Origin of the sequence: Halobaculum sp. MBLA0143, from assembly GCF_041361465.1 — an archaeon.
Lineage (GTDB): Archaea > Halobacteriota > Halobacteria > Halobacteriales > Haloferacaceae > JAHENP01.
On the sequence record NZ_JBGKAC010000001.1, the window covers coordinates 289,050 to 314,607 of the forward strand.

24 protein-coding genes, 2 tRNA genes and 2 pseudogenes are annotated in these 25,558 nt (G+C 68.1%); 18 read left to right on the forward strand and 10 right to left on the reverse strand.

What is annotated here, in order from left to right; translation table 11 throughout:
• The first annotated feature begins 21 nt into the window (after positions 1-21).
• Together RYH79_RS01525 and RYH79_RS01530 are read left to right on the forward strand one after the other, a co-directional pair.
• Positions 22-1,746, forward strand: a complete 1,725-nt coding sequence (locus RYH79_RS01525; RefSeq protein ID WP_370895541.1) for a PAS domain-containing sensor histidine kinase — start codon at positions 22-24, stop codon at positions 1,744-1,746.
• 74 nt (positions 1,747-1,820) lie between these two features.
• Positions 1,821-1,894: transfer RNA gene (locus RYH79_RS01530), tRNA-Ile, on the forward strand.
• Between the two features lie 51 nt (positions 1,895-1,945).
• Here RYH79_RS01530 and RYH79_RS01535 read toward each other — a convergent pair.
• Positions 1,946-2,125 carry a hypothetical protein gene (locus RYH79_RS01535; RefSeq protein ID WP_370895543.1) on the reverse strand — a complete coding sequence of 60 codons (180 nt, stop codon included), beginning with the start codon at positions 2,123-2,125 and terminating at the stop codon, positions 1,946-1,948.
• A gap of 265 nt (positions 2,126-2,390) precedes the next feature.
• On the opposite strand from RYH79_RS01535, the gene RYH79_RS01540 reads away from it, so the two are divergent.
• The 6 genes from RYH79_RS01540 (at position 2,391) to RYH79_RS01565 (ending at position 9,799) form a co-directional block, all read left to right on the forward strand.
• Complete coding sequence (locus RYH79_RS01540) at positions 2,391-4,544, forward strand: ATP-binding protein (protein ID WP_370895545.1); 2,154 nt, start codon at positions 2,391-2,393, stop codon at positions 4,542-4,544.
• A 25-nt stretch (positions 4,545-4,569) separates the two neighbouring features.
• The gene (locus tag RYH79_RS01545; RefSeq protein WP_370895547.1) at positions 4,570-4,830 is read left to right on the forward strand and encodes a DUF7996 family protein; all 261 of its coding nucleotides are present in this window, start codon (positions 4,570-4,572) and stop codon (positions 4,828-4,830) included.
• 51 nt (positions 4,831-4,881) lie between these two features.
• The gene (locus RYH79_RS01550; protein ID WP_370895549.1) at positions 4,882-6,228 is read left to right on the forward strand and encodes an alkaline phosphatase family protein; all 1,347 of its coding nucleotides are present in this window, start codon (positions 4,882-4,884) and stop codon (positions 6,226-6,228) included.
• Between the two features lie 51 nt (positions 6,229-6,279).
• Positions 6,280-6,531 carry a DUF8006 family protein gene (locus RYH79_RS01555; RefSeq protein WP_370895551.1) on the forward strand — a complete coding sequence of 84 codons (252 nt, stop codon included), beginning with the start codon at positions 6,280-6,282 and terminating at the stop codon, positions 6,529-6,531.
• Between the two features lie 55 nt (positions 6,532-6,586).
• Positions 6,587-7,462, forward strand: coding sequence for a homoserine kinase (locus tag RYH79_RS01560; protein WP_370895553.1), 876 nt, complete (start codon positions 6,587-6,589; stop codon positions 7,460-7,462).
• A gap of 186 nt (positions 7,463-7,648) precedes the next feature.
• Positions 7,649-9,799, forward strand: a complete 2,151-nt coding sequence (locus tag RYH79_RS01565) for a histidine kinase N-terminal 7TM domain-containing protein (RefSeq protein ID WP_370895555.1) — start codon at positions 7,649-7,651, stop codon at positions 9,797-9,799.
• Here RYH79_RS01565 and RYH79_RS01570 read toward each other — a convergent pair whose 3' ends face one another.
• Both RYH79_RS01570 and RYH79_RS01575 read right to left on the reverse strand, forming a co-directional pair.
• Positions 9,800-10,153, reverse strand: a complete 354-nt coding sequence (locus RYH79_RS01570; RefSeq protein WP_370895557.1) for a DUF8048 family protein — start codon at positions 10,151-10,153, stop codon at positions 9,800-9,802.
• 37 nt (positions 10,154-10,190) lie between these two features.
• A complete protein-coding gene (locus tag RYH79_RS01575; RefSeq protein ID WP_370895559.1) occupies positions 10,191-11,525 on the reverse strand; it encodes a glycoside hydrolase family 68 protein in 1,335 nt (444 codons plus the stop codon).
• A 179-nt stretch (positions 11,526-11,704) separates the two neighbouring features.
• Here RYH79_RS01575 and RYH79_RS01580 point away from each other — a divergent pair, with 179 nt between their 5' ends.
• The 7 genes and pseudogenes from RYH79_RS01580 (at position 11,705) to RYH79_RS01610 (ending at position 17,397) form a co-directional block, all read left to right on the forward strand.
• Positions 11,705-12,625 carry an acyltransferase gene (locus RYH79_RS01580; protein ID WP_370895561.1) on the forward strand — a complete coding sequence of 307 codons (921 nt, stop codon included), beginning with the start codon at positions 11,705-11,707 and terminating at the stop codon, positions 12,623-12,625.
• 15 nt (positions 12,626-12,640) lie between these two features.
• A complete protein-coding gene (gene gnd / locus RYH79_RS01585; protein ID WP_370900726.1) occupies positions 12,641-13,648 on the forward strand; it encodes a phosphogluconate dehydrogenase (NAD(+)-dependent, decarboxylating) in 1,008 nt (335 codons plus the stop codon).
• A gap of 76 nt (positions 13,649-13,724) precedes the next feature.
• Positions 13,725-14,309: a 2Fe-2S iron-sulfur cluster-binding protein gene (locus RYH79_RS01590; RefSeq protein WP_370895563.1), complete on the forward strand. Its 585-nt coding sequence runs from the start codon at positions 13,725-13,727 to the stop codon at positions 14,307-14,309.
• 242 nt (positions 14,310-14,551) lie between these two features.
• A complete protein-coding gene (locus RYH79_RS01595; protein WP_370895565.1) occupies positions 14,552-15,361 on the forward strand; it encodes a spondin domain-containing protein in 810 nt (269 codons plus the stop codon).
• Between the two features lie 106 nt (positions 15,362-15,467).
• On the forward strand, positions 15,468-15,779 hold the full coding sequence (locus tag RYH79_RS01600; RefSeq protein WP_370895567.1) for an ArsR/SmtB family transcription factor: 312 nt from the start codon (positions 15,468-15,470) through the stop codon (positions 15,777-15,779).
• 12 nt (positions 15,780-15,791) lie between these two features.
• The gene (locus RYH79_RS01605; protein ID WP_370895569.1) at positions 15,792-16,082 is read left to right on the forward strand and encodes a DUF8036 family membrane protein; all 291 of its coding nucleotides are present in this window, start codon (positions 15,792-15,794) and stop codon (positions 16,080-16,082) included.
• 137 nt (positions 16,083-16,219) lie between these two features.
• Positions 16,220-17,397: pseudogene (locus RYH79_RS01610) on the forward strand (MATE family efflux transporter).
• 12 nt (positions 17,398-17,409) lie between these two features.
• Here RYH79_RS01610 and RYH79_RS01615 read toward each other — a convergent pair.
• Positions 17,410-17,907 (reverse strand): hypothetical protein, encoded by a 498-nt coding sequence (locus RYH79_RS01615; RefSeq protein ID WP_370895571.1) that lies wholly within the window; start codon positions 17,905-17,907, stop codon positions 17,410-17,412.
• Between the two features lie 12 nt (positions 17,908-17,919).
• Positions 17,920-18,660, reverse strand: coding sequence for a hypothetical protein (locus RYH79_RS01620; RefSeq protein WP_370895573.1), 741 nt, complete (start codon positions 18,658-18,660; stop codon positions 17,920-17,922).
• Positions 18,661-18,840: 180 nt separating this feature from the next.
• On the opposite strand from RYH79_RS01620, the gene RYH79_RS01625 reads away from it, so the two are divergent.
• Positions 18,841-18,913, forward strand: a tRNA-Arg gene (locus RYH79_RS01625).
• Between the two features lie 445 nt (positions 18,914-19,358).
• A complete protein-coding gene (locus RYH79_RS01630; protein ID WP_370895575.1) occupies positions 19,359-21,239 on the forward strand; it encodes a cation:proton antiporter domain-containing protein in 1,881 nt (626 codons plus the stop codon).
• A gap of 42 nt (positions 21,240-21,281) precedes the next feature.
• Here the strand turns inward: RYH79_RS01630 and ftsZ are convergent, their stop codons facing one another.
• From ftsZ to RYH79_RS01655, 5 genes and pseudogenes are all read right to left on the reverse strand, one after another.
• A complete protein-coding gene (gene ftsZ / locus RYH79_RS01635; RefSeq protein WP_370895577.1) occupies positions 21,282-22,463 on the reverse strand; it encodes a cell division protein FtsZ in 1,182 nt (393 codons plus the stop codon).
• 4 nt (positions 22,464-22,467) lie between these two features.
• On the reverse strand, positions 22,468-22,656 hold the full coding sequence (gene cdrS / locus RYH79_RS01640; protein ID WP_370900728.1) for a transcriptional regulator CdrS: 189 nt from the start codon (positions 22,654-22,656) through the stop codon (positions 22,468-22,470).
• A 178-nt stretch (positions 22,657-22,834) separates the two neighbouring features.
• The gene (locus tag RYH79_RS01645) at positions 22,835-23,515 is read right to left on the reverse strand and encodes a zinc-ribbon domain-containing protein (RefSeq protein WP_370895579.1); all 681 of its coding nucleotides are present in this window, start codon (positions 23,513-23,515) and stop codon (positions 22,835-22,837) included.
• 81 nt (positions 23,516-23,596) lie between these two features.
• Positions 23,597-23,821, reverse strand: coding sequence for a zinc ribbon domain-containing protein (locus RYH79_RS01650; RefSeq protein WP_370895581.1), 225 nt, complete (start codon positions 23,819-23,821; stop codon positions 23,597-23,599).
• A gap of 218 nt (positions 23,822-24,039) precedes the next feature.
• Positions 24,040-24,741: pseudogene (locus RYH79_RS01655) on the reverse strand (DUF1028 domain-containing protein); the annotation flags it as partial.
• Between the two features lie 107 nt (positions 24,742-24,848).
• Between RYH79_RS01655 and RYH79_RS01660 the strand changes: the two are divergent.
• Positions 24,849-25,526, forward strand: coding sequence for a hypothetical protein (locus tag RYH79_RS01660; protein WP_370895583.1), 678 nt, complete (start codon positions 24,849-24,851; stop codon positions 25,524-25,526).
• Positions 25,527-25,558 lie beyond the last annotated feature (32 nt).

The window sequence follows — 25,558 nt, forward strand, 5'->3', positions numbered from 1 at the left end:
CGCCGTCGGCGGGGTCAGACGATGCAACCCGATCCACTCGCTTTCTACGTGTTCGTCGTCGCTCCGCTGATCGCGCTGTCCGTCTCCGTCGTCGGCTCCGTCCCGGTCGTCCGCGCGGTCGGCCAGCGGTGGCTGTTGCTCCTCGTCGCGGTCCCGGTCGTGATGATCGGCGCACAGGCTCTCGAACTGCTGGCGGTCGTCGAGACCGGGACGATTCCGGGGACGGCCGGCGGCGAGTTCGTGGAGACGGCCGTCAACGTGCTCACCGCCGGGGCGGTGTACTACGGCCTGACCGTCACCCGCGACCGCGAGGCACTGTCGGACCGGCTCTCCGACCAACGGCAGCGGCACGAACGACTCGTCTCGGAGTCGTTGTCCCCGGTCGTGGTCGTCCGTGACGGCGCCGTCCGGGAGGCGAACCCGGCGGCGGAGGCGTACTTCGAGGCAGAGACACTCGCGGGCGTCGACGCGACGACGCTCGTCGCGGACGGTGAGGTGCGCCGCCTCCAACGTCGCCTCCGGACGGTCGTGGAGACGGGCGAGCCGACCCGGCTCGAGGAACTCGCGTGTCTCACCCGAGACGGGGACGAGCGGCTGGCGGCCGTCGCCGCCGGTCCGGCGGAGTTCGCGGGCGAGGGGGCGGTCCAGCTCGACTTCCACGACCTGACGGAACACCGGGCGATGTCGGCGGAACTAGACCGGGTGCGCGACCAGCTGGAGGAGGCGTTCCGCAACACGAACGACGGAATCCTGTTCTTGGACCGTTCCGGCCGGGAGACGGTGTTGGAGTGCAACCAGACGGCCGCGCGGCTGTTCGGCTACGACCGGGAGACGCTGCGCGGGCTGTCGCCGACGGCCGTCTACGACGAGACGGCGCTGGCGACGTTCGCCGAACGGGTCGTCGCCGAGGACGGCTACGTCGCAGACGAGCTGTCTGCGACTACCGCCGACGGGGAGACGGTGCCGACGGAGGTGTCCGGCTCCCCGACGACGCTGGGGGATCGAGAGGCGTTGCTCGCAATCGTCAGGGACGTGCGGGACCGTCGCCGCCGGGAACGACGCATCCGGGTCGTCAGCCGACTGTTGCGACACAACCTCCGCAACGACATGAACGTCGTGTTGGGGCACCTGGAACGACTGCGTGCGGCCGCGCCGCCGTCGGCCCACGACCACGCCGACCGGATTCGCGCGGTCGTCGACGACCTGTTGGAGCTGTCCGGCGAGGTGGAGATCGCCCAGGAGACGCTGGGTGAGTCGACGGAGACGGTGTTGGACGCTCGGACGCTGCTGACGGAGGCGGTTGCGACCGCCCGGGAGAACAACCCGGACCGGGAGCCGTCGGTGACCGTGACGGCGCCGGCGGAGCTGGCGATCCGGGCCGACCGGTTGTTGGAGGTGGCGCTGGCCCACCTCGTCGACAACGCAGTAGAGCACGCCGACTACGACGAGCCGAGCGTGCGGGTGACGGCGACTCGCGTCGGCGACACCGTCCGGTTCACCGTCGCCGACGACGGCCCGGGGCTCCCCCCGGTCGACCGCCGGGTCGTGACTGGGGGCACGGAGATCGACGACGCCGAACACGTCGACGGCTTCGGGCTGTGGGTGGTGGCGTGGGTGACGGACACGCTCGACGGGGAGGTGACGTTCCGTGACAACGACCCTCGCGGGACGGTCGTGGAGCTGACGGTGCCGGACGCGGTCGTCGACACGCCGGCCGACGCCGAGCCGGACGCGCCAGAGCGGTAACCGCACGACGGCGTCGTCCTGCCGAACGGAAACGCTTAAAGGGTGTCTCCCACTACGGACGGATGCGCTCACCTGGGCCAATAGCTCAGTCAGGTTGAGCGCTCGGCTGATAACCGGGAGGCCTCCGGTTCAAATCCGGATTGGCCCACTCCCATCCGGGAGCGCAGGGCTGCACTCCCCAGCCACCTACTCTGGTCGTTCACCCGCCCAGCGTGTTCTCCACCCCGAACAGCATCAGGACGACCGTCACGACCGCGACCACGATGCCGATCAGCGCCGACACCCCGGGCGGCAACACCGGACGTACGAGAAACGCGGCCAGGAGCAGGCCGAGCATACCGACGATCCCGTCGAGACGGACTCGGAGCGCGTCGTCCATACCCGATTCCACCGACGGCACCGACGAAACCGTTGTGGCTCGCGGCGAAAGCGTCAAGTCCCGACCGGTCGACTCTGCAGGTGTGAACGCGAGTCGTCTCGTGGAGTACGGTGGTCTCGTGGCGCTGTTGCTCGCGGCGCTGGCCGTCGCGATTGCCGCCGGCCTCCAGGTCGTCTGAGCCTCCCTCCGGGGGAAAGTTCATACACCACGCCCCGGTGTGTTCCGATAGACGAACTCGCGGAGTGGTGTCCGCGGACACACACCAATGAGAGACAGACGAACGGTGTTCACCCCTGACGAACCGCTCGATGTCCTCCACGTCGACGACGACGACGGGTTCGCCGAGACACTCGTGGCGTATCTGGAGGACGTGATCGGTGGCTTCGCCGTCACCCGCGTCTCCGACGGGGAGGCCGCCCTGGATCGGCTGTCGGCGACGACGTTCGACTGTGTCGTGAGCGACTACCGGATGCCGGGGATGGACGGACTGGAGCTGTCGGAGGCGGTCGGTGAACGAGAGCCTCGGCTCCCGTTCGTCCTGTTGACGGGCCGAGGGTCGGAGTCGGTCGCCCGCGAGGCGGTAGAGGCGTCCGTCACGAGCTACCTCCCGAAACGGGCCGACGAGGACGGGTTCCGTCGACTGGCCGACCGCGTCCGCGACGCCGTCGACCGGGCACACACGGCGGTGAGCTACCGCGAGGTGTTCGACAAGGCCGGCGTCGGGCTGACCGTCCGCGGGACGGACGCCGGCCGTCTGTTGGCCGTCAACGACGCCTACTGTGAGATGCTGGGGTACGACCGCGAGACGCTGCTGTCGGCGACGGATCCCGTGTTGCCGGCGGACGACCCGGAGACGAGCGACACAGGAACGGGCGACCCGGAGACGAGCGACACAGGAACGGACGACCCGGAGACGAGCGACACAGGAACGGACGACCCGGAGACGAGCGACACAGGAACGGACGACCCGGAGACGAGCGACACAGGAACGGGCGACCCAGAGACGGCGCCGGAGACGGACGGGGGAGCGTCGGCGACGGACGACCCGGGAGTCGTGACCCCGGTCGCGGGCGGCGACGACCGGGCGGCGGCGTTCCGGTCGGCGGTCGCGGACGGCGCCGGCGAGGCGACGTGGGCCGTGAGCGACGCGGACGGCGACCGGCTGTGGCTGGACGTGCACTACGAGATCGCGGCGATCGGCGGCCGCGACCGGGTGCTGGGGAGCGTCCACGACGTGACAGAGCGCCGCGAGCGCCGCCAGGAGTTGGCCGACCGGACGGAGCAGGTGGCGGCACTGCACGACGCCGCCGCCCGCATTCAACGGTGTGAGGCGGGCGACTCCGTCTACGAGGAGGTGGTGCGGGCCGCAGAGGAGATCCTGGAGTTCGACATCTCCGTCGCCGACGCCCGCGAGGGGGACACGCTCGTCCCCCGAGCGGTGTCGGCGGCGATCTCGGAAGACGAGTACTACGAGACGACGCCGGTGGACGCCGACGACAACCTCGCCGCGCTGGCCGTCCGGGAGGGCGAGCCGTCGGTCGTCGACGACGTGACCACGCGGGAGGCGACACCGGCGGACACGGAGTTCCGGTCGGTGTTGACGGTGCCGATCGGGGAGTACGGCGTGTTCCAGGCCGTCTCGCGGTCCGTCGCCGCGTTCGACGAGTCGGACCTGGAGCTGACGGACCTACTCGTCACCCACGCCAGAGACGCGCTCTCGCGGCTGGAGCGGGAACGGGAGCTCCGGGAGCGCACCCGGGAGTTGCGACGCGAGAAGGAACGGTCGGAGGTGTTCGGCAGCGCCGTCTCACACGACATGCGCAACCCGTTGAACGTCGCCTCCGGCCACCTCTCGTTGGCGCGTGAACGGTACGGCGACGACGACAACCTCGCGGCCGTCGCCTCGGCGTTAGACCGGATGGAGGCGATCACGGAGGACGTGCTCACCATCGCCCGCGAGGGAGCGACGGTGGAGGAGACCCAGCGAGTGCAGCTGACGGCGCTGGCGGAGAACTGCTGGAGCAACGTCGACACGGAGGAGGCGACCCTCCGGACGACAGACGAGTCGTTCGAGCTGGCGGCCGACCCGCGACGGCTGCGCCACGTCGTGGAGAACCTGTTCCGGAACGCCGTGGAGCACGCCGGACCGGCAGCGGAGATCGAGGTGGGTGGTCTCCCGGCAGACACGGACGAGACGGCGGGGTTCTACGTCGCCGACGACGGCCCGGGGATCGACCCGGACACCCGCGGCGACGTGTTCGATCCGGGTTACTCCACCGCCAGCGACGGCACCGGATTCGGGCTGGCGATCGTCCGGGAGATGGCAGTGGCCCACGGCTGGGACGTCTCCGTGACGGAGTCGGCGACGGGCGGCGCTCGCTTCGAGTTCGACGGTGTCGAGACGGAACCGAGAGGTTGACGAACACACGGCTCCAACGACACACGTGACCGACGAGAACGACGCCGCTGGCGGCGGAGTGTTCGGGTGGGAGGCGCTACGGCTGGTGGCGGTGTTGGTCGTCGGCGTCGCCGGTACCGGGATCGTCCGTCGACAGTTCGGCGTGTGGGGGTACGACGGGATCGGGCGACTCGTGTACGTCTTCGGCTACGGTGGGACGATTCTCCTCGTCTGGTACGTCTGGCTCCGGCCGTTGGACATCAGCGGCCCCAGCGGCGAGGTGACGTACGGCGACGACGAGGAGTGACACTGGCCGAGAACGGAAGCTACACCTTCGACCCCCCCCCGACCCCCTGGTGTGACGGACACGAGCTTCTTCGACGGCGGGGAGCGTGCGCTCCCGGGCGTGCGCCGGGACGGCTACGTCTGGCCGGCGTACGACGACTACTCCTTCGACCGCGTCCCGGGGACGGCCGCCCGGGCGCTCGGGGTGGACCTCGACCGCGCGCTGCCGCCGGCGACGGTGCCGGACGGCGACTACGAGCGGGTTGTCGTCCTGTTGGTCGACGGCTACGGCTGGGACCGGTTCCAGGCGGGCGAACGGCCGTCGTTGCTGTCGCGGGCGGCCACGGCCGGCGAGACGACGGCGATCACCTCCGTCTACCCCTCGGAGACGGCGGCCGCCATCACGTCGCTCAACACCGGACGGACGCCGGCGGAACACGGACTGTTGGGGTGGAACCTCCGCCTGCCGACGGTCGACCGGACGGTCCAGACGCTGCCGTTCGTCACGCGGCCGGCCGACGACAGGCGGGCGGCGGCTGCCGCCGCGGGCGAGGATCCGACCGTCCCGGAGCTGTCGCCGACGGACGACCCCCGAGACCTGACGGCGGCGACGGACGGCGCGGTCGACGGCGAGGACCTGTTCGACGGCCGGTCCGTGTACGAGCGGCTGGGCGAGGCCGGCGTCGAGAGTCACGCGATCCAACCGTCGCGGATCACGGGCGGGCCCTACGGAGCGCAGGCGTTGGCGGGCGCGACGGTCCACGGGGTCGACAGCGTCGCCGAGTTCGGGCTGTCGATCCGCCGGCGGCTGACCGCCGCGACCCAGCCCACGTACGTGTACGCCTACTGGCCGGCCGTCGACGGGGCGGCCCACGACGCCGGCACGCGGAGCGACGAGTACGCGGCGGAGCTGGCGGCCGTCTGTGGCGCGGTCGAGCGGGAACTGGACCGCCTCCCGGACGCGACGGCCGAGGAGACGCTCCTGCTCGTGACCGCAGACCACGGCCACAGACAGTCGGACCCGTCGGCCGCGGTCGATCTGACGACACTGCCGGACGTGTGGGGGAGTCTGGCGCGTCACGACGACGGGCGACCGGTGTTGCCGACTGGTGGACCGCGGAACCTCCACCTCCACCTCCAGCCCGGGACGGAAGAGACGGTACGGGCGGCGCTGTCGGACGCCGACTTCGAGGCCCGCGTCCTGTCGGGTGAGCGTGCCGTCGAGGCCGGGCTGTTCGGCGACGGCCCGGTGTCGCCGAAGCTCCGGGAACGGGTCGGCGACCTGGTGGTGGTGCCGAAGTCCGTCGGGGTGTGGATCGACGACGAGCGACGGAAACTCGAGTTCGTCGGCCAGCACGGCGGCCAACACCCCGAGGAGATGTCTGTGCCGTTCCTGGCGGCGCCAGTGGGGTCGTGGTGAGGAGAACGGAACGTTAATATCGGGCCGAAGGCGACTTCCGGAACAGAGAACATGCTCCCGTTACAGGTCATCGACTCCTTCCTGCTCGACTACAACGTCGGGCAGGCGCTCCTGCTCGGGTTCATCCTGTCCGTGGCGGGAACGCTCCCGTTGAAGTCTCGGAAGGTGTTGTCGCTGGTCGCGCTGTCGTTCGGCGTGATCTTCATGCTCACGCCGCAGAGCCTGGTCCCGATCCACTACCTGTTCCTCGGGATCGTGTTGGTCGTCGTCGCGCCGTTGTTGTACGTCACCGCCGGGCGCTGACGGAAGTACGGCCGCGTCGGACAGTCTTATCAGTAGTCCGGCGGGTAGCCGGTGCATGGTCACGGTCCGTGCGCCGGCGACGACGGCGAACCTCGGGAGCGGCTACGACACGTTCGGGGCGGCGTTGGAACGCCCGGCCGACGAAGTCACGGTCCAGCGGGCGACGGAGACGACACTCACGGTGACGGGGGCGGGCGCAGAGTACGTGCCGGAGGCGCCGACGGAGAACACGGCCGGAGTGGTAGCGGCGACACTCGACGCGCCGGCGACCATCGAGATCAGGAAGGGGATCAGACCGGCCTCCGGGCTGGGGTCGTCGGCGGCGTCGGCCGCGGCGGCGGCGGTCGCGCTGAACGAACTGTACGACAGGGGGTACAGTCGTGCGGAGCTGGTGTCCGTCGCGGCGGAGGGGGAGGCGGCGGCTTCCGGCGAGGTCCACGCGGACAACGTCGCGCCGGCGTTGCTGGGCGGGTTCACCGTGACCCGGCCGGACGGGACGACGGTCGTGGACGCGGAGCTATCGCTCGTGGTGTGTCTGCCGGCACAGCCCATCTCCACCCGGGAGGCGCGACAGGTGGTGCCGTCGTCGCTGTCGATGGACGACCACGTCGAGACGGTTCGGAACGCGGCGACACTGACCGTCGGGATGTGTCGATCCGACCCGGCGTTGGTCGGGCGCGGCCTGGACGACCCGGTGGTGACGCCGGCGCGGGCGGCGCTGGTGGACGCGTACGACGCGGTTCGAGAGGCGGCCACGCGGGCTGGGGCGACGGGCGTGACGATCAGCGGCTCCGGTCCGGGTGTGCTCGCGGTGACGCGACCGACGGACCAACGCGCGGTCGCGTCGGCGATGGTCGACGGGTTCGAACGGGCCGGGATCGACGCCCGTGCGATCCAGACCGGAGTCGGAGACGGAGCGACCATCAGGTGAGCCGACGCACCGGTCGCTTCGGCCCTTCGGGTGAGCACGCTGCCCGCGTTCACCGTCGCCGGGCGGCTCACCCGCCCGACTGCGAGCGGAACCTTCGACCTCGCCCCGCTCGGGGCAGAACGGTCTGGGGGAAGGGTTTTGTATTCTCGCGGAGAAGAGCGACCGAAAGCGGGTTCGCGTGAACTAATGGCGTACAACGAGTCGTTGTTGACGGTGGCGGCGTTCCTCTCGGGGGGGCTGTCGGGACTGACGGCGCTGATCGCGGTGTCGCGCAGCCGTGGCGGCGCCCGGGTCGCGGGGGACACGCTGGCGGGCGTGGCGCTAGCGGCGGCGCTGTGGGCCGTGACGTTCGGACTGCGGCTGTCGGCGGAAGGCGTGGGGACGGCGTCGTTCTGGCTGCGCGTGAGCAACGTCGTGGCGGCGCCGATCCCGACGCTCCTCCTGGTGTTCTCGCTGTACCAGACGGGCAACGCGAGTCTCGTCGACGAGCGAGTGGCGGCGTTGCTGGCGGTAGAGCCGACGGCGGCGGCGGCGTTGGCGCTGACCAACCCGTTGCACCAGGCGTACGTGATGGGCGTGACGACCGTGGGGGTGCCGGCGGCGACCCCCGGGGTGTTCATGTCGGCGCACCTGGCGTACGGGTTGTTGGTCTGTGGTGTCGCGGCGGTGTCGTTCGGAAACGAGGCGGTCGGAACGACGGGACCGTACAGACGGCGGGCGACGTTACTGCTGACGGCGGTGTCGGTCCCGGTCGTCACGGTGGTCGCGTACGTGACGACGCTGCCGATAGCGCCGCCGTACGACACGACACCGGTGTGGTTCGGGCTGTCGTCGTTGTTGTTCCTGGTCTCCATTCGGTCGTACGGCCTGTTCGACGTGTCGCCGGTGGCACACGAGACGGTGTTCGAGGAGATCGACGACGCCATCGTCGTCGTCGACGACCGAGGGCTGCTCGTCGACGCCAACCCGGCGGCGACGACGGCGTTCGGCGTGGACGACGACGACGTCGGCCGACCGGTGCGGGCGGTGTTGCCGAACCCGGAGGCGATCGACAGCCTGCTCGTCGACGGGGAGACGACGTTCACGGCGGAGGGGCGACACTTCGAGGCGACGCGCACGTCGATCAGCGTGGGGCAGGCCGGGGCCTCGAACGTGTTCGTGTTCCGAGACGTGACGGACCGCGAGCGGGTGGAGCGTCGGTTCCAGACGTACATCGAGCAGTCGAACGACGTGTTAGTGGTGTTGGACGCGGAGACGACGGTGGAGTACGCCAGCCCGGCCACACGACGGGTGTTGGGTCACGACCCAGAGACGCTGACCGGTCGCTCCGTGTTCTCGTTGGTCCACCCGGACGACCAGTCGTCGATCCACCGAGTGTTCCGCTCGGTGACGAACGCACACGAGCGCCACGAGGCGTCGGACGGGGGGGTCACGGACGGCGGGGTGGAGGCGGAGTCGGCGACGGACGAACGGATCGGGGGAGTGCCGGGCGACGACGAACGCACGACGAGCCGCGAGACGACAGAACGCGAGCGGTTCCGTCTCAAACACGGCGACGGCGGCTGGCAGACGGTGGAGGCGGTCGTCACGGCCGGCGTCGGCGCGACGGCGGACCGACTCCTGGTCAACATCCGGGACGTGACGGAGCGCCAGCGGTACGAACAACGGCTCCGGGTGTTGAACCGGGTGTTGCGTCACGACCTCCGGAACGACGCGAACGTGGTGTTGGGGTACGCGGACCTGTTGTTGAAGTCGGACCTGGACCCGGCGGTCCGGGAGCGTGCAGAGGCAGTCCGGCGGAAGGCCAACCGGCTCGTGGAGCTGGGCGAGCAGGCGCGGGAGGTGGACCGCACCCTCCACGCGGAGGGGGGCGAGACACACCGGATCCAGTTGGACGACGTGGTCGACAGCGTGGCCTGGCGCGCACGAGAGACGTACCCGGAGGCGCAGGTGGACACGGAGTGTGAGGGGGAGTGTGCCGCGCTCGGCAACGATCTGGTCGACTCGGCGCTGTGGCACCTCGTCTCCAACGGGATCGAACACAACGACAGCGCGGAGCCGTGGGTTCGGGTGTCCGTGGAGTCGACCGACGACTGGGTTCGCGTGACGGTCACGGACGACGGCCCGGGCATCCCGGAGTCCGAACGGAACGTGTTGGAACACGGGACGGAGACGGCGCTGGAACACGGCAGCGGGCTGGGGCTGTGGCTCGTGAAGTGGATCACGGACAGCGTCGGCGGCGACGTGTCGTTCGCGGAACGCGACCCGCGTGGCTCGATAGTGACGGTAGAGCTGGCGACGCCGGTCGGCGACCCCGGAGAGACCCAGGCGGAGTAGCTACACGAGCACGAGCGGCTCGTGGTCGTCCGGCGGTTCCTCGACGACACGGAAGGCGGCGGCGTGCGCGGCCCGACAGGCCGCAAGCGTCGCGTCGGACAGCGACAGCGTCGCGGCGAACTCCGGCCAGACGCGCTCCGGGACGGCGAGGTAGTGGGTGTCCCCGTGACGGGCGACGAGCGGGTCCGTCTGGAACGCCTGTCGGTAGTCGTACACGAGCGCGGGGACAGTCGGCGCCGCGGCGGCGTCTCGGACGGCCGCGAGCGCGTCCGCCAGGGTCGGCTCGGCGACGCCGTGGTCGGCGGCGACGCGCGCGGTGTCGACGGCGGCGAACGGGTCGGTCGGGTCGGTCACGAACGGCGTACGCGACGGACGGGCAGGAGGGTTCCGGTCACTCGTCGACGACGGTCGGAGCGCCGCCGTAGCCGCCGGCCGACTGTGTTGCCGTCTCCGCGGGCAGCGAGGGGAGCGACTCCGAGCGAGTCGGCAGGTGCCCGTGGTCGAGCGTCCCGAGGATCCGCGTCTCGTCGCCAGAGAGTGCCACCCGGAGCGTCGGCGCGAGCGTGCCGCCGAAGCGGGCGAACTGCTCGTCTCGCGGGAGGTCGGCAACGTCGTCCAGTGACATCCCGCCCAGGTCGTAGTAGTTGAAGAACGACGTGACGAGCAGCTCCTCGGCGTGGGGGTACGCCAGCCAGGAGTACGTCTGGTAGGGGGCGTTGGCGGGGTTCGTGACGACGAGCCCGGTGTCGTTGAGCGGGCGGTAGTCGCCGCGGAGGTCGTCGGCGACGAACCCGTAGAGCGCGTCGAAGCCGTCGAACCCGGGGGCGAACGTGTGACGGTGACTGGAGACGAACAGGTAGTACCGGCCGTCGTGGACGACGACGTGCGGTCGCTCCAGCTCCTGGTTGACACAGACGGAGTGGAGCAACGGGGCCTCGGGCTCGAACGTCGTGGGGCTGCCGTCCGGGCTCGTGGCGACACCGACACAGCCGTTGAACGACTGGGCCGTCGTGTCGCCGCCACAGCGGTCGCTGTCCTCGGAGACGGGGACGTTCGCCTCGAACAGGAGGTGTGTCTCGCCGGTCGCGGGGTCCTCGAAGAACCACGGGTCACGGAACGTGTAGATCATCCCGCGGGACTGGGCCTGTGTCTCGTAGCGGTCGCCGTCCGGGCGCAACACGGTCTCGTGGCGCCAGGAGCGGTCCAGTCGGGCAGTCTCGTCGGTGACGCGCAGCCGGCCGTCCGTGCCGGCCGCGAGCCGTTGGGTGTAGCTCAACTCCGTCTCGTTCGCCTCGCCGGCGGCGGTGTAGTAGAGGGTCACGTCCCCGCGGCTCGGATCGTCCGAGTCCGGCTCGAACAGTGCGCTGCCGGCCCACTGCCGAGAGCCCAGCGGGCCGTCCGGCTCGAACGCCGGCCCGGCGTCGCGCCAGGTCCGACCGTCCGGAGAGTAGAGACACCGGATCTCGGCAGCGTCGTGGCGCTTGCCCGGCAGGAGGTCGTCGGGGGCGGTGAGCGCGAAGATCACCCGCACGCCGCCGGGCGTCGCCACGCTGCCGTCGCGGGTCCGCAACAGCCAGGTGTCCCAGAGGTGGAAGTCGTCGCCGACCCGTTCGTCCGGCGGGTAGACGACGGGAGCGACCGTCTCGGCCGTCCGGACGAGTCCGTCGGCAGCCCCCCCGCTCCACGACGGGATCCCGTCCCACCCCGGTGGGTCGCTGTGTGACATACTCGCGGGGTCGGGGCGGCCGCTCAAGCCTCTGTCGCTCTCCGCTCACCCGCGACATATTCGGACCTTCCACCAAAGAATTATACTCTGACGAACGAAAATGGGGACGTGAGACGGACCGACAGGACGTGTGGCGCACACCAGAACCCATATGCACGCGCCGGAGGTATTGTACAGTCGTGACAAAACGCCACGTCGAACTCCCGGCCGACGCCGAGTCGGGAGTGTCAGCCTTTCTCGAACGGGTCGACGAGCGTCTGGCCTCCGAGGAGGACACCTGTGCGGTCGTACGGGAGACGCTCGTCGACCTGTTCGGCGACCGCGACGCCTACGAGCGCTGGCAGAACGGCGGCGACGTGTCGCCAGCAGAACGGGTTCGGCTCCAGGGGTACGATCCGTGTAACGCGACACTGGAGTCGGAGTACTACGCGGAGAAAGACGAGGAGGCGTTCCAGGAGTCGAAGTACCTCCAGTGGCTCTGGCGGCAGTTCGACGACACCCCGATGGCCGACAACATCGAGTTCGCGCTCCGGTTCCGACGGATGCTCGCCGACCACCTGTTCGCGGACTGTGGCGACGACTGTCGGTTCTTCAAGGGGATCTCGTTCACCTACGGCCACAACATCGAGGTGGGGGACAACGTCGTGATCCACGACGACGTCCACTTGGACGACCGCGGGGAGTTGACCATCGGCGACCGGGTGTCGATTGCCGACTCCGCACACGTCTACTCCCACGACCACGACGTAGTCGACCAGACGGAGGTGTACAACTACCACACCGTCGTGGACGACGACGCGCGAATCGGCTTCGACGCGATGGTGCGAGCGGGCTCTCGTGTCGGCGAGAACGCGATGCTCGGCGCGAAGGCGATCCTCCAGGGGGACGTGCCCGACCACCACGTCGCCGTCGGCACCCCCGCCCGGAGCGTCCGGGTCAAGCCCGGGTGGGAGTCCGTCGCCGCCGACGTGGACGACCGGCTGCCGGACGGGCGGGAAGAACGGAGACTCGAGTACGCGCTGTCGGGTGAGTTCGACGAGTTCGACGAGTTCGGGCGGGAGCTGACCCCGCCCGACGGCGTCGAGGCCGACGACGACTGATCGAGCGAGGCTGTTCTGGCGTGTCTCACCCGTTCGTCAGCGGCCGCCTCGGCCTCGGCGGCTCCCGCGACACCGACCGCAACCGACAACACACACCCGGCCGACTGCCGGAGTGTGAACCTGGGCGTCGTCGGACTCGGACGGATGGGACGGATCGTCACCGAGCGGCTGCTGGCGGCGGACCACGACGTGGTCGCGTACGACGTCGACGCGGAGGCGACGGCTGCCGCCGCGGAGGCGGGCGCGCAGCCGGCCGACTCGCTCGGAGACCTGTGTGAACGGGTCGCGGCCGCCGGCGAGACGGACGCGACGGTCGTCTGGCTGATGGTGCCGGCGGGTGACGCCGTCGACGCCACGCTCGGGGACCTGGAGCCACACCTCTCGGCCGACGACGTGGTCGTCGACGGCGGCAACTCCCACTTCGAGGACTCCGTCCGACGGGGGGAGACGACGGACGCCGCCTACCTCGACTGTGGCACCTCCGGCGGGCCGGCGGGTGCCGAGCTCGGCTTCTCGTTGATGATCGGTGGCCCGGAGGCGGCATACCAGCGGCTGACGCCCGTCTTCGACGCGGTCGCAACCGGACCGGACGGGCACGCCCGGATGGGTCCCAGTGGCGCCGGTCACTACGTGAAGATGGTCCACAACGGCGTGGAGTACGCCCTGATGCAGGCGTACGGCGAGGGGTTCGAACTCCTCCACCGCGGGCGGTACGACCTAGACCTGGAGGCAGTCGCTCGCACCTGGAACAACGGCGCGGTGATTCGGTCGTGGCTGTTGGAGCTGTGCGAGGAGGCCTTCCGCGAGGAGGGGACGGACCTGGGCGACGTGGCCGACCACGTCGCCGGCGGCTCGACGGGCACCTGGACGGTTCAGGAGGCGCTCGAACGGGAGGTCCCGGTGCCGTTGATCCACCAGGCGTTGGCCGAGCGGTTCGGCTCCCGCGAGGACCGGTTCGCCCGGCGACTCGCCAACCGGCTCCGGTACGGCTTCGGGCGTCACGAGGTGCGACGGCAGGAGTAGTCGGGAGACGGCGGCGGCGTCGCCGGGGAGCGGTCTAATCACAACCCTATTGAACCCCCGTGTCCAAGCCGCTCGCATGGTAGACCCCGTGGCACTCGGGACGGGCGCGGCTCTCGTCGTCGTGTTCGTCGTGCTGCACTACGCCCGCGGGACGGGCTGGGAGCCGACCGGCGACATCTCCGACGAGGTGTTAGAACACCGGGCCTCGACGGTCGAGGAGACGGAGTTCCCGGAGCCGGGCAACCGGGCGATCGGCGGCGGCGGCGTCGCCGCCGGCGCGGTCCCGGCCGGCGAGGACGGTGAACTCGCCGAAGGCGGCACGGCGGTCGAGGAGGAGGCCGGTCCCGGCGACATCCCCGACGACGAAGTGGAGTACTACGAGGTGGAGTTCGCCAAGGAGGGCGAGACCATCGAGGTGGCCAACGACGAACCCCTGCTGGATCAGGGTGAAGACGGCGGGATGGACCTCCCGTACGCCTGTCGACAGGGCCAGTGTGTCTCGTGTGCCGGCCAGATCACGGACGGCGGCAACTCCGAGGAGTACGTCGAACACGACGACCAACAGATGCTCGGCGACGCCGAGCTCGACGACGGCTACACCCTGACGTGTGTGGCGTACCCCCGAGACGACTTCACGATCGAGACCGGAGAGGCACCCTGACACGGTCGCCGTCGGCCTGTCGACCGGCCGTCCCGTCGTCGTCTCGTACCCACTACCACGACGATTCTCTCTGCGGTAAGTCACCGACCGACCGCCCGTCGACGAGACACTAGAGCCGCCTGCCGTCTGGCGAATCGGAACGGAGTCGGCCCCGACGTAGTGGTTTCTGGTAAAGAAGTTCGAAAAATAACTTTGTGGTGTCCGTTCGAACGAGAACCTGTGCGTCACACCGCACTGTAACCATGTTCGAGGATACCACTGACACGACGGACGAATCACAGACGACCTCACGGCGGAACGTGCTGGCGGGACTGGGAGCCGGCGCGGTCGGGCTGGCGACGGTCCCCGCGGTCACACGGGCGTTCAACCACGGAACGGCCTACGAGTTCACGGTCACAGTCGAGAACGTCTCCCGGGGGACGACGCTCCAGACGACGGTCGACGGCGAGTCGAGCGAACAGGGGGTACCGCTGTCACCGGGCGCGTACGCCGTTCACTCCCCGGATCGGCCGATCTTCACGACCGGCCGCCGGGAACGGGACAACGGGCTGGAGGAAGTGGCCGAGGACGGATCACCCGGACGACTCGCGGAGTCGCTGGCCGGGCGTGACAGCGTCTTCGACGCGGGGGCGTTCGACACGCCAGTCGGCGCAGACGGGCCCGGTCCGCTCCCGCCCGGTCGGAGCTACGAGTTCACCGCGGAGGCGCTCAGCGGCTCTCCGGAGATGTCGCTCTCGCTCGTGACGATGTTCATCCCGTCGAACGACGCGTTCTACGCGTTGGGCGGCCAGGACGGCCTCTCGTTGTTCGACGGCGACACGCCGAGGACGGGCAACGTGACCAACGCCGTCGGACTGTGGGACGCCGGCACGGAGGTGAACCAGGAGCCGGGTGTCGGCGACCACCAGGCACAACGACAGCGTGCACCGGGTGTCGGCGACGTCGAACGCGAGGCCGTCGCTCCGATGGTACGAGTGAACGGCTACGACTACCCGGACGTGTCGGACGTCGTCGAGGTCTCCACGTCGGCCGAGACGGTGAGTGACCAGTAGCCGTACAGAGCCACAGTCGACGACACGGACGGCGGGTTCGCAGCGTGCACGGACAACCGACCAAGCTTTAGGCTCGCAGTCGGCCTCCAACAAAGAGAGACGACACATGGAGAAAGCGCTCTGGTATCTCCTCACGGCGACACGCGGCGGGGAGAACCGACTGCGGATCATCCGTGCCCTCTCCGAGCAGCCGAAGAACGCGAACGAACTCGCGGACGAACTGGACGTGGGCTACAAGACGGTGCGACACCACCTCGACACGTTGGAGGAACACGGCCTCGTCGAGGCCGGCGAGCAACAGTACGCGCGACTCCACTTTCTCACCGACCAGTTCAGACGACACCGCGGCCAGTTCGAGGAGGTCGCACGACAGGTCGAACACGACGACCGGCCGGACGTTGCACGGGACGGCGGGTGACCCAGAGTGTCGATGAGCGGGACGATCATGGTCGCGGGCGCTCTCTCGGGCGCGAACCTGCTCCTGTTGGGAGCGGTGAGCGGACTGTGGATACAGAACTACCGGAGCGTCGGCACGTCGTTCGTCCTCGGACTGCTCGCGTTCGCTGTCGCACTGTTCGCGGAGAACGCGTTGGCACTGTACTTCTTCGTCACGATGCAGAGTCTCTACGCCGGCGACCCACACGTCCAGCAGGCAGTTCTGTTGTTGCGTGCCGTCCAGTTCGTCGCGGTCGTCGTCCTGACGTACACGACGCTGCGGTGACGGGTCGTCGCCGTGTGAGTCGGTGACGACGCACCGGTGTGTTGATACGTCCCCTCGCCACAGTGGGTGACGGATCAGTCGTGACTGCGACGGAGCCGACGGACGACTCGCTCACCTCCGGAACGCTGGCCCGTCCGATGTTCGAGCTCGCGTGGCCGATCGTCGCCACGCAGTTGCTCCAAGTGGCGTACAACCTCGCCGACACGGTGTGGCTGGGACGCTACTCCACGGACGCGGTCGCGGCGATCAGCCTGGCGTTCCCGCTGATCTTCCTGTTCATCTCCGTCGGCGGTGGGTTCAACGTCGCCGGCTCACGCTCGTCGCCCAGTACACCGGCGCGGACTCCGCGGGGTCTGCGGGGACAGTCGCCGGGCAGACCCTCGGGTTCATCACGGCCATCGCGGTCGCCGTCGGCCTGTTGGGCTACGCGCCGACGAACCCGCTCTTGGCCGTGTTGCCGTCGTCGCCGGCGACGGTCGGCCAGGTGATCCCGTTGGCGGCCGGCTACATGCGGGTGTTCTTCGCCGGACTCCCGTTCCTGTTCGGCTTCTTCGTGTTCTCCTCGCTGATGCGGGGGTACGGCAACACCCGAGCGCCGACGATCGTCATGGCCGTCTCCGTGTTCGTCGACGTCGTGATCGACCCAATCCTGATCTTCGGGGTCGGGCCGGTGCCGGAGTTGGGCGTCATCGGTGCGGCGGTGGCGACCGTCCTCTCGCGGGGGATCGCCACCGTGATCGGGCTGTACGTGTTGCTCGGGACGGCGGCCGGTCCGGACGTGTCGCTCCCGGACTTCCGACCGCGGCTGGAGTACGTCCGGAAGACCGTCCGCGTCGGGGTGCCGTCGGCGGCCGAACAGTCCGCGAGCGCGCTGGGGTTCATCACCCTGACCGCGGTCGTGGTGACGTTCTCGCCGGAGGTAGTGGCCGCCTACGGGCTGGGCAACCGACTCGTCTCGCTGGTGTTCCTCCCGGCGCTGGGGCTCGGCCGCGTCCACATCGTCTACGGCCTCGCGGTCGTCGGCGACTTCGGCCCGGCCGGAATCTGGATCGGGATGGCCGCCGGCCAGATTCTCGGTGCCGTCGCCGCCGGCGCGTGGTTCACCCGCGGCACCTGGAAGTCGACCGTGATCGACGAGGGGGGCGACGAGGCGGGTGACGCCGACGACGCGGTCGGCGACTCCGACGACGCGGCCGACAGTCCGCCGTCCGACGGCTCGCCGGAAGACGACGGAGAGCCCGCCGACGAAGCCGAACTCGACGAGGCGTTCGTCGACACGACATTCCTCGCGGGCGACGAGGAACGGTCGGAGTGAGCAGTCGGGGACTCACCGCCGTGGGTCCGGCTCCGGCAGCTGTTCGACGACGACCCGGTCGGGAACCACTCCGCGTGACTCCCACTTCACCAACTCGTAGCCGAACCGCCGTTGGATCTCGACGCCGCCGTACTTCGGCGCGATTCGGTACTGGAGGCGGAGCGTTCCGTCGGATTCGAGTCTCGCGTCGACGTCGTCCAACCGCTCTCGGTCCTGATCGAGCGGCGCACACGCGACCGTGAGAAACGTCTCCGGCGGGCTGGCGGAGCGGTACGGCTCCTCCTGTGTGTCGTCGAACAGTTCCCAGTGAAGTCCCTCGATTGCTTCGTCTGTCGCCGCGAGTGTCGCGTCGATACCGTCCGCCGACAACGACATTTGACCGCCGAAGAACGGTTCTTCTCTCCTGAAGCTGTACGCCCGAACCGGATTCGGATCGGCGAGACTCGACAGACAGCCAGCCGTAGCTCCGAGGAGCGAAACTCCCGTCGCCAATGCTGTCCGTCGTCTCATCAGTCTGGTTCGTCAGATGTCCGCCTGGAACGCCTCATCCTCCTTTACCCACTGTTCGCTCCCGCCACTGAACACCGGTGCCGGGTACGGACTGAAACTGATCCCGTCGAGGCTGACGGTTCCAGAGGTGTGGTACCAGTCGAAGAAGATTTTCCGTGTGTCCGGACTGCCTTGATCCTTCACCTTGACGTACTCACCGTAGAACCCGGTGATGTCCCCGTCGCTGTCCACTGGTTGATCGTAGTAGCTGTCGTAGTCGCTGTAGCCGAGACAGGAGCCTGTCGGGCCAAAGCAGTTCTTGTTGTCCTGTTTCGCAGTGTACGGCCCGGTGTAGTAGTCGCTGCGGACGAACTCGTCGTTGTTGTACCCGATGCAGACGCGATCTAACGGACGGTAGCCCGGCTCGTACGCATCTAACTGCTTGTTGACGTACGTGAAGTCGATGGTCGGACGGAATGTCGTGTTGTAGTCCGTCGTGAACGTCATCTTGATCTTCGAGTTACCCTTCTCAAACTGAACTCCGACATCGGAAGTCGTCTCCACGTCCTTCTTCTGGAACTCGAAGCGCTTGTCTGCGAGGTGATCGCGCCACTCTTCAGTGGTCCAGTCTAGCCGCTTCCGCAGCTCGATTGTCTTCTCGTACATCTTCTTCGGGTCGGGACGGGCGAGTCCTGGGACGGACGCACCCGCGGACAGTGCGACGATGCTTGCTCCAGTCTTCAACAGCTGCCGTCTGCCAGTGTCACCGAACATCAAGTAGAAGAAACACGGCACAACTAATATACTTTTATGACCAGGGGTAGAATGTCAGATCGGCTAGGTATTTAACGAAGTGAGATTGATTAAACGCCGTCGGAGCCGGCGACGAGGAACGCTCGGAGTGAACGCCGCCCATCGAAGGGTTGAAATTGTCGACCGAGTTAGATAGAGTGAGGGCGGCTAGTTCAGCGGACAGAACACTTGGTTCCGGACCAAGGGGCCGGGGGTTCGAATCCCTCGCCGCCCGTACAGCGAGACCGCGAGCAGTCGAGCGAACCGGCAGCGAGGATTCGAATCGGGGAACGACCACAGGGAGTGACCGAGGTTCGAATCCCTCGCCGCCCGGTAAGCGACCTTTCTCACTCCTTGGGTGCGCGCCTGCGCCGCGCACCCAAGAAAAAGCCCGATCAAAAAGGCGCTCGCTCGGCTGCTTCGGTCCCTCGTCCGCGTCTTGGATCGTAGTGCTCCAACGACCGCGACCGCTCCGCTCCCGAGCTGCCCACACCAGCGACCGCTCTCCACTCTCCGTACGGCCCTCCGACCTCGCTCACCTCTCTCCGTCTGCCCGACACTACCCCGCCCGCACACGGGGCGAGCGCGTCTGACGAACCCACTCGACGGCTCTACCTGCCGAACGGAAGTACGTGCGTTTATCAGTGCGGCGGCCGGAAACGAGGTATGGAGGTGAGTCAATGGCCAGTTCTTCGTTGATCGCAGTCACTGCCACCATCATCGCGGTCGGGGTCGTGGCGAAGCTCCTGGCGGACCGCTTCCAAGTGCCGAGCATCATCTTCCTCGTGACCGCCGGAGTGTTGCTCGGACCGGAGGGGGTCGCCGCCGTGTTCCCGCAGATCGACCCGTTGATCACGCCCGACTCCTTCGGCGACGCACTCCCGTCGATCGTAGGGCTGTCGGTGGCGATCATCGTCTTCGAGGGGGCGTTCCACCTCCAGGCACCGAAGCTCCGGGAGGCACCCAGCGTCACACTCCGACTCGTGACGCTGGGCGCCGGCGTGGCGTTCGCCGGGACGACGATCGCGGTGCGGTTCGCGCTGGGAGCAGACTGGCTGGTCGCGGCGCTGATCGGAGCGCTGCTGGTCGCCACCGGTCCGACGGTCATCACGCCGATCTTGTCCGTCGTTCCGGTGCGGAACCGTGTCCAGGCCGCACTGGAGACGGAGGGGATCGTCAACGACGTGACGGCGGCGATCGTCGCGGTCGTCGTCTTCGAGCTGATCATCAGCGAGGGAGCGACGCTCGCGGAGTTCGTCGTCCTGTTCGTCGAGCGGCTGGGGATCGGCGTGGTCGTCGGCACGCTCACGGCGGGGCTGATCTACGCCATGCTGCAGTACGTCGACCTCTCGCCGGGCAACGCCCCACAGAACGCCCGACTGCTCGTGCTCGCGGGCGCACTCGTCGCCTACGGCGGCGGTGACCTCCTGAAGACGGAGGCGGGCGTCGCCGCCGCCGCGACCGCCGGAATCGTCCTCGGTAACCTCCACGTCCCCTACGAGGAGGAGATCACGGACTTCAAAGGCGACGTGACGCTCGTCGTCCTCTCGTTCGTGTTCATCAACCTCGCGGCGATTCTGGACTTCGACACCCTCCGGGCGCTGGGGGTCGGCGGAATCTTGATCGTGTTGGCTATCGTGTTCGTGATCCGGCCGGCGCTCGTGTTCCTGTCGGCCCGTGGCGACCGGTTCACCCGCGAGGAGAAGCTGTTCGTCTCCTTCGTCGGGCCGCGGGGGATCATTCCCGCCTCGGTCGCCACCTTGTTCGCGGTAGAGTTGGCCGACGCCGGGATGCAGTCGGCCGCCGACACGCTCGTCGGCACAGTGTTCCTAGTCATCCTCGCCACGGTCGTCTTGGAGGGCGGCCTGGCGCGCCGAATCGCCGAAACACTCGACGTCATACCCATGCGAGTTATCATCGTCGGAGGCGGCACCGTCGGCCGTGCGCTGGCGGACCGCCTCGAAGACCGCGGAGAGAACGTCGTCTTAGTGGAGACGGACGACGAACAGGTACAGTACGCCCGCAACGAGGGTCACACGGTCCACATCGGTGACGGGACGAACATGGAGGAGCTCCGGGCGGCCGGCGCGGACAACGCCCGGACCGTCATCGCCGCCACCGGCGACGACGACGCCAACCTCCTGATCGCCCAGCTCGTGGAGTCGACGTTCGACCCAGAGCAGATCCTCACGCGGGTGAACGACCCCAGCAACGTCGACGCCTTCGAAGAGTTGGGCGTCCAGACGGTGTCGACGACGCTGGCGACCGCACAGGAGTTGGACAACTACATCGAACGGCCGGCGATGGCCCGTTGGATGAACGAGCTCGGCCAGATCGGCGACGTGCAGGAGATCAAGGTGACGAACGACGAGATCGTCGGACGATCCGTTCGGGACCTGGGTCCGGAGATGCCGGGGACGAGTCTGATCGCGTTGGTCGCACGCGGCGGCGAGACGAACGTCCCGGACGCCGACACCGTCCTCGAAGAGGGTGACCGAGTGACGATCATCGGCGACCGCGAGGACGTTCGAGAGTCGATGCAGGAGTTCAACCCGAACTGACGGGGACCGACGGAGAACTGCTTCGAGTCCGCGTCGATCCGACTACCGGATCACGTCGAGACCGTCGTCGGTCTGACGGCTCCGCTCGCGGTCACCACCGTCCGACTGGTGTCTGTCGCCGTCTGCGTTCGCTCGGGCGTCGAAGTCGGCCTCCGTGAGGTCGCCTTCGATGCTCGCACGCGACCGGTCGGCCTGTTTCTGCGTGCTCGGACCGAGCACCTGGGCGCTCTGGACTCCGGTCATGATCGCCATCACCCGGACCTTCCCCTTGTACTCCTCCTGGATGCGGGCGCCCCAGATGACGTTCGCCGACGCCTCCAGCCGCTCCGTGATGGAGTCGGCGATCCCCTCGGCCTCCTTCAGCGTGAGGTCGGGGCCGCCGGTGATGTGGACGAGTCCCCCGCTCGCGCCGCGGTAGTCGACGTCCAACAACGGGTGGTTCATCGCGTCGTTGACCACCTCCTGGGTCTTGTTCTTGTCCTGGGTCTCGCCGACCAGCATCACGGCCACGCCACCCTGGTCCATGATGGTCGACATGTCGGCGTAGTCCAGGTTGATGAGACTCGGCTGGGTGATGGTCTCGGAGATCCCCTTCACCGTCTCCGCGATGATCTGGTCCATCACGGAGAAGGCTTTGCCGATCGGGAGGTTCGGGACGTAGTCCAACAACCGGTTGTTGTCCAGCACGATGATGGAGTCGGCCTCCGTGCGGAGGTTCTCCAGCCCCTCCTCGGCTTTCACCGTGCGGGCGCGCTCGACGTTGAACGGGGTCGACACCATCCCGACGACGATGGCGCCCTGTTCTTTGGCGATCTTCGAGATGACGGGCGCGGCGCCCGTCCCGGTGCCGCCGCCCATCCCGGCGGTGACGAACACCAGATCCGCGTCGCCCAGCACCTCCTTGATGGTCCCCTGGGCCATCTCGGTGGCGCGCTCTCCCATGCTGGGGTCGCCGCCCGCACCGAGACCCTGAGTCAGGGACTTGCCGACGAGGATCTTCGTGTCGGCCTCGACCATCTTCAGGTGTTGTTTGTCCGTGTTGATCGCGACCGTCTCTGCGCCGTTGACACCGATGTTGTACAGGCGGTTGATCGTGTTGTTACCGGCCCCGCCCGCGCCGACGATGACGATCCGGGGGTCCCCGAAGTCGTCGCCGTCCGCGTCCGCCATCGAGCGGTCTTCTTCTTCCGCGTTCGCCAGCGCGTCCTGGACGATATCCTGCATCGGCCTACGCCTTCGCCCAGCCGCGCTTGTTGTCGCGGCGGGAGCGATCGCGGTTGTCGTCGTCCTGTTCGTTCAGCATGTCTCGAACCGCGGCCCGAATCGCCTCGCTTCGGTTCGGGTACTCACCGCTCTCGACCATGCGTTCGACCTCGTCGATCTGCTGTTTCGGAATCCGTAGTGTCACACGCTCCATGTTGTGTTCCCCCGGTAAGACGATCCGCCGGTCTCCCCGGTGGATCGTGCCGTCCTGCGGTTCCCCCACCGCGTGACGACCCGTATGACAGACCGTCTTACACACTACACGCAATCGACCCGCGGCTTATAAAATTACCGGCCGTGTCTTACAGTACCACACGGCGGCTGTCTTACGGTCACTGACGCCCGACGCCCTCGGACTCCCCCAACACGTCCGCCGCGGGCGTCCGACGCCCGCAGCCGGGGCAGAACGACCAGTCCGACCGAACCTCGTCACCACACTCGCAGAACAGGCGCTGTACGGCCTTCTCGCCACAGTTCGGACAGTAGACGTGACTGTCAGACAGCTCCGTCCCACACTGACTGCAGGAACGGTCGGTGGAGCCGTCACTCGCGTCAGACGCGCGACGCTCCGGAGCGTCCGATACCCCCCGACCGGAGCCGTCAGACACGGGACCGCCCTCGGTGTCAGACACGCTGTCGTCGAACGTGTCTGACAGCCGGTCTCCCAGGGTCTCCGCGTGGCGCCGTTCCCGACCGTTCGAGACGCCGGCTCGCTCTCGACGGACGTTCACGACGACGCCCGGCTCCCGCCGCTCCCGGGCCGGTGGTCGACGTTCCCGGCCCGTGTCCGTCGACTCTGCCGTCTCCGTCAACAACGCTCGGAGCCGGCGCTCCAGCAGCCGGTCGAACAGCTCCGTCAGCTCCGGGTCGGGGTCCGCCCGTCGCCCGGTGTCACGCCCCGGGTCGTCGAGGTAGGCTCTGAGCGCCTGCCGCATCACCTCGCTCTTGGAGGCGTCGTGAGCCTCCAGCCGCTCGACGAGTTCGTCGTCGGCCCGGAACGTGATCTTGCTCACGAGACACCCGTACGGTAGCCCACGTGTCAAAGTTTTCCCCGTGCGTCTGTCGTCCGTCTGACGCACGCCCGGGTTGCGGCGCTAGACGTACTCCGAGTGACCGCACGCCGCACACTGTACCCGCTTCCAGGAGATTCCCGAGTCCGTCACGAACTCCCCTTCGCCACAGTGTGGGCAGGTGGCCTCGACGGCGTCTAAGTCCGCGTCCGCGGCGAGGTACTGAATCTTGTACTGCTGGTCTTCGACCGTCTCGCGCAGCTCCGCGAGCTCCGCCTCCAGTTCTGCAATTCGCTCGTCGTCCGTCATACACAGACACACGCGCGCACGGCCCTTCTACCCTTCGGGGTTCTCGATCGGCGAGTCGACGCTCACTCCTCTGTCGTCTCGCCGTCGGCCGCCCCCGTCTCCGTCGTCTCACCGTCGGCCGCCCTCGTCTCCGTCGTCTCACCGTCGGCCGACTCGCCGTTCGGTCCGTCGCCCGTCGTGTCTCCGTCCGGGTCGTCCGTCGCTCCGTCGTCGGCGCCCTCGTCGTCACCGCCGCCCTCGTCGCTCTCGTCGTACTGTTCGAGGACGATCTCCTGGCCCCGCTCGGCCGTCTCGTACGTCTCTCGGAGGTCCGCGATCGGTGTCTCTGTCGCGTCCACCCGGAGGTCGTCGTAGTACGGATCGAACTCTCGGTCTTCCGTCGTCTCGACGAGCAACGCCGCCGACTGCACCGGCAGCTCCTCGCGTTTGTCCCCACCCTCCTCGTGGCCGGCCGCGAGCGCGTCGATCAGCCGTTCGGCCAACGGCGCGTCGCCGAACGCCGTCGACTCGTACGTCTCCGCGACGCTCTCGACGACCGACCCCCCCGTCAGGAGGTTGCCCGCGACCGTGTAGTTCTCCCCGACGGTGTGGCCGTACCACCCCTGACACTCCTCGCCGGAGAAGGCGAACGTCCCGTCGGCGTCGACGCCGTGGAGCTGCCGCTGGGCGCTGCCGTCGTCGGCGTTCAGGAGCGACTGGAGCGCGTCGTCCACCGCCAGCCCGTCGTCGAGGTACTCCACGCCCTTCCGCCCGAGTTCGACGTTGACGAGCGACTGTGTCGCCACCGCCCCGTTCTCGGAGGCGAACGGACACAGCGTCCCCACCGCGGGCAGTCGTGTCGTCACCGCGACCCCGAACCGTGTCTGTCTGTCGCCGTCGTCGTCCGTGTACTCCTCGCGGACACAGATGCTGAACGTCACAGACGCTGGTGGTGGGGCGTGGGCAAAAGTCCGCAGGTGTCGGCACGGTGGACGACTCGTGCAGTTCGGATCGAAGTGACTATAATTGGTACTACTGTAGCGACCGTGTGTCGGACAAAGGGAACAGGCCGGATATTGACGATCCGACGGCCAACGAGGAGGGCCTCCCACGCGGTGACGCGGTCCTCACCGAACAGAGGCGAAACTTGGATCGACAGGTCACGACACTCCGAGAGATCGACCAGACGGCCGCACGCGCGGTTCGAATCGCTGCAATTATCGTCGGGTTCGTTACGACTGCCGCGACAGCCGTATCACAGACTGGGAGTTCTCCGACTCCCTCGACCCTACTCTTGACCGGTCTCGGGATCGTCTTCCTCTTGGCGACGATGGTGCTGGGTGTTCTAACTCTCGGTGAGACGGCGTACAAGACCAGACTGACAGACGGAGAGTACATGCGTCTGAGCAAACCGTATCCGCCAGACGGGTCAGAACGGGTCGCTCTCCGGAAGTATCACAGGAGTTGGTCTGCGGAGATATCGGAGGTACTCGACAATAATTCCGAGAGACTAGCCGGTGTACAGCGCTCTCTGATCCTCGGAGTAGTGCTCGTCGCCGCCAGTGGGTTCGCTCAACTGTACGGGCGGACATTAGGGAAACTACTGTTGCAACACCTCGACTACGCAGTAGCGAACAGCGTAGTGTTGACTGGAGTCGTTAGTGCACTCTGTTCGCTCCTCGTAGTTGGCGTTACAACTCTCCTTGCACTCCGGGTTGTCCTGTGAGTGATACGAAAGGCCCCACTACAGTGAGAATC

Excerpts from the sequence above, each read along its gene's own strand:
- RYH79_RS01595 (WP_370895565.1), top strand. The coding sequence starts at position 14,552 with ATGTTCGAGGATACCACTGACACGACGGACGAATCACAGACGACCTCA.
- RYH79_RS01565 (WP_370895555.1), top strand. The coding sequence starts at position 7,649 with ATGGCGTACAACGAGTCGTTGTTGACGGTGGCGGCGTTCCTCTCGGGG.
- RYH79_RS01600 (WP_370895567.1), top strand. The coding sequence starts at position 15,468 with ATGGAGAAAGCGCTCTGGTATCTCCTCACGGCGACACGCGGCGGGGAG.
- RYH79_RS01615 (WP_370895571.1), bottom strand. The coding sequence starts at position 17,907 with ATGAGACGACGGACAGCATTGGCGACGGGAGTTTCGCTCCTCGGAGCT.
- RYH79_RS01525 (WP_370895541.1), top strand. The coding sequence starts at position 22 with ATGCAACCCGATCCACTCGCTTTCTACGTGTTCGTCGTCGCTCCGCTG.
- cdrS (WP_370900728.1), bottom strand. The coding sequence starts at position 22,656 with ATGGAGCGTGTGACACTACGGATTCCGAAACAGCAGATCGACGAGGTC.
- RYH79_RS01535 (WP_370895543.1), bottom strand. The coding sequence starts at position 2,125 with ATGGACGACGCGCTCCGAGTCCGTCTCGACGGGATCGTCGGTATGCTC.
- RYH79_RS01605 (WP_370895569.1), top strand. The coding sequence starts at position 15,792 with ATGAGCGGGACGATCATGGTCGCGGGCGCTCTCTCGGGCGCGAACCTG.
- RYH79_RS01620 (WP_370895573.1), bottom strand. The coding sequence starts at position 18,660 with ATGTTCGGTGACACTGGCAGACGGCAGCTGTTGAAGACTGGAGCAAGC.
- RYH79_RS01540 (WP_370895545.1), top strand. The coding sequence starts at position 2,391 with ATGAGAGACAGACGAACGGTGTTCACCCCTGACGAACCGCTCGATGTC.
- RYH79_RS01630 (WP_370895575.1), top strand. The coding sequence starts at position 19,359 with ATGGCCAGTTCTTCGTTGATCGCAGTCACTGCCACCATCATCGCGGTC.
- RYH79_RS01650 (WP_370895581.1), bottom strand. The coding sequence starts at position 23,821 with ATGACGGACGACGAGCGAATTGCAGAACTGGAGGCGGAGCTCGCGGAG.
- RYH79_RS01560 (WP_370895553.1), top strand. The coding sequence starts at position 6,587 with ATGGTCACGGTCCGTGCGCCGGCGACGACGGCGAACCTCGGGAGCGGC.
- RYH79_RS01575 (WP_370895559.1), bottom strand. The coding sequence starts at position 11,525 with ATGTCACACAGCGACCCACCGGGGTGGGACGGGATCCCGTCGTGGAGC.
- RYH79_RS01555 (WP_370895551.1), top strand. The coding sequence starts at position 6,280 with ATGCTCCCGTTACAGGTCATCGACTCCTTCCTGCTCGACTACAACGTC.
- ftsZ (WP_370895577.1), bottom strand. The coding sequence starts at position 22,463 with ATGCAGGATATCGTCCAGGACGCGCTGGCGAACGCGGAAGAAGAAGAC.
- RYH79_RS01590 (WP_370895563.1), top strand. The coding sequence starts at position 13,725 with ATGGTAGACCCCGTGGCACTCGGGACGGGCGCGGCTCTCGTCGTCGTG.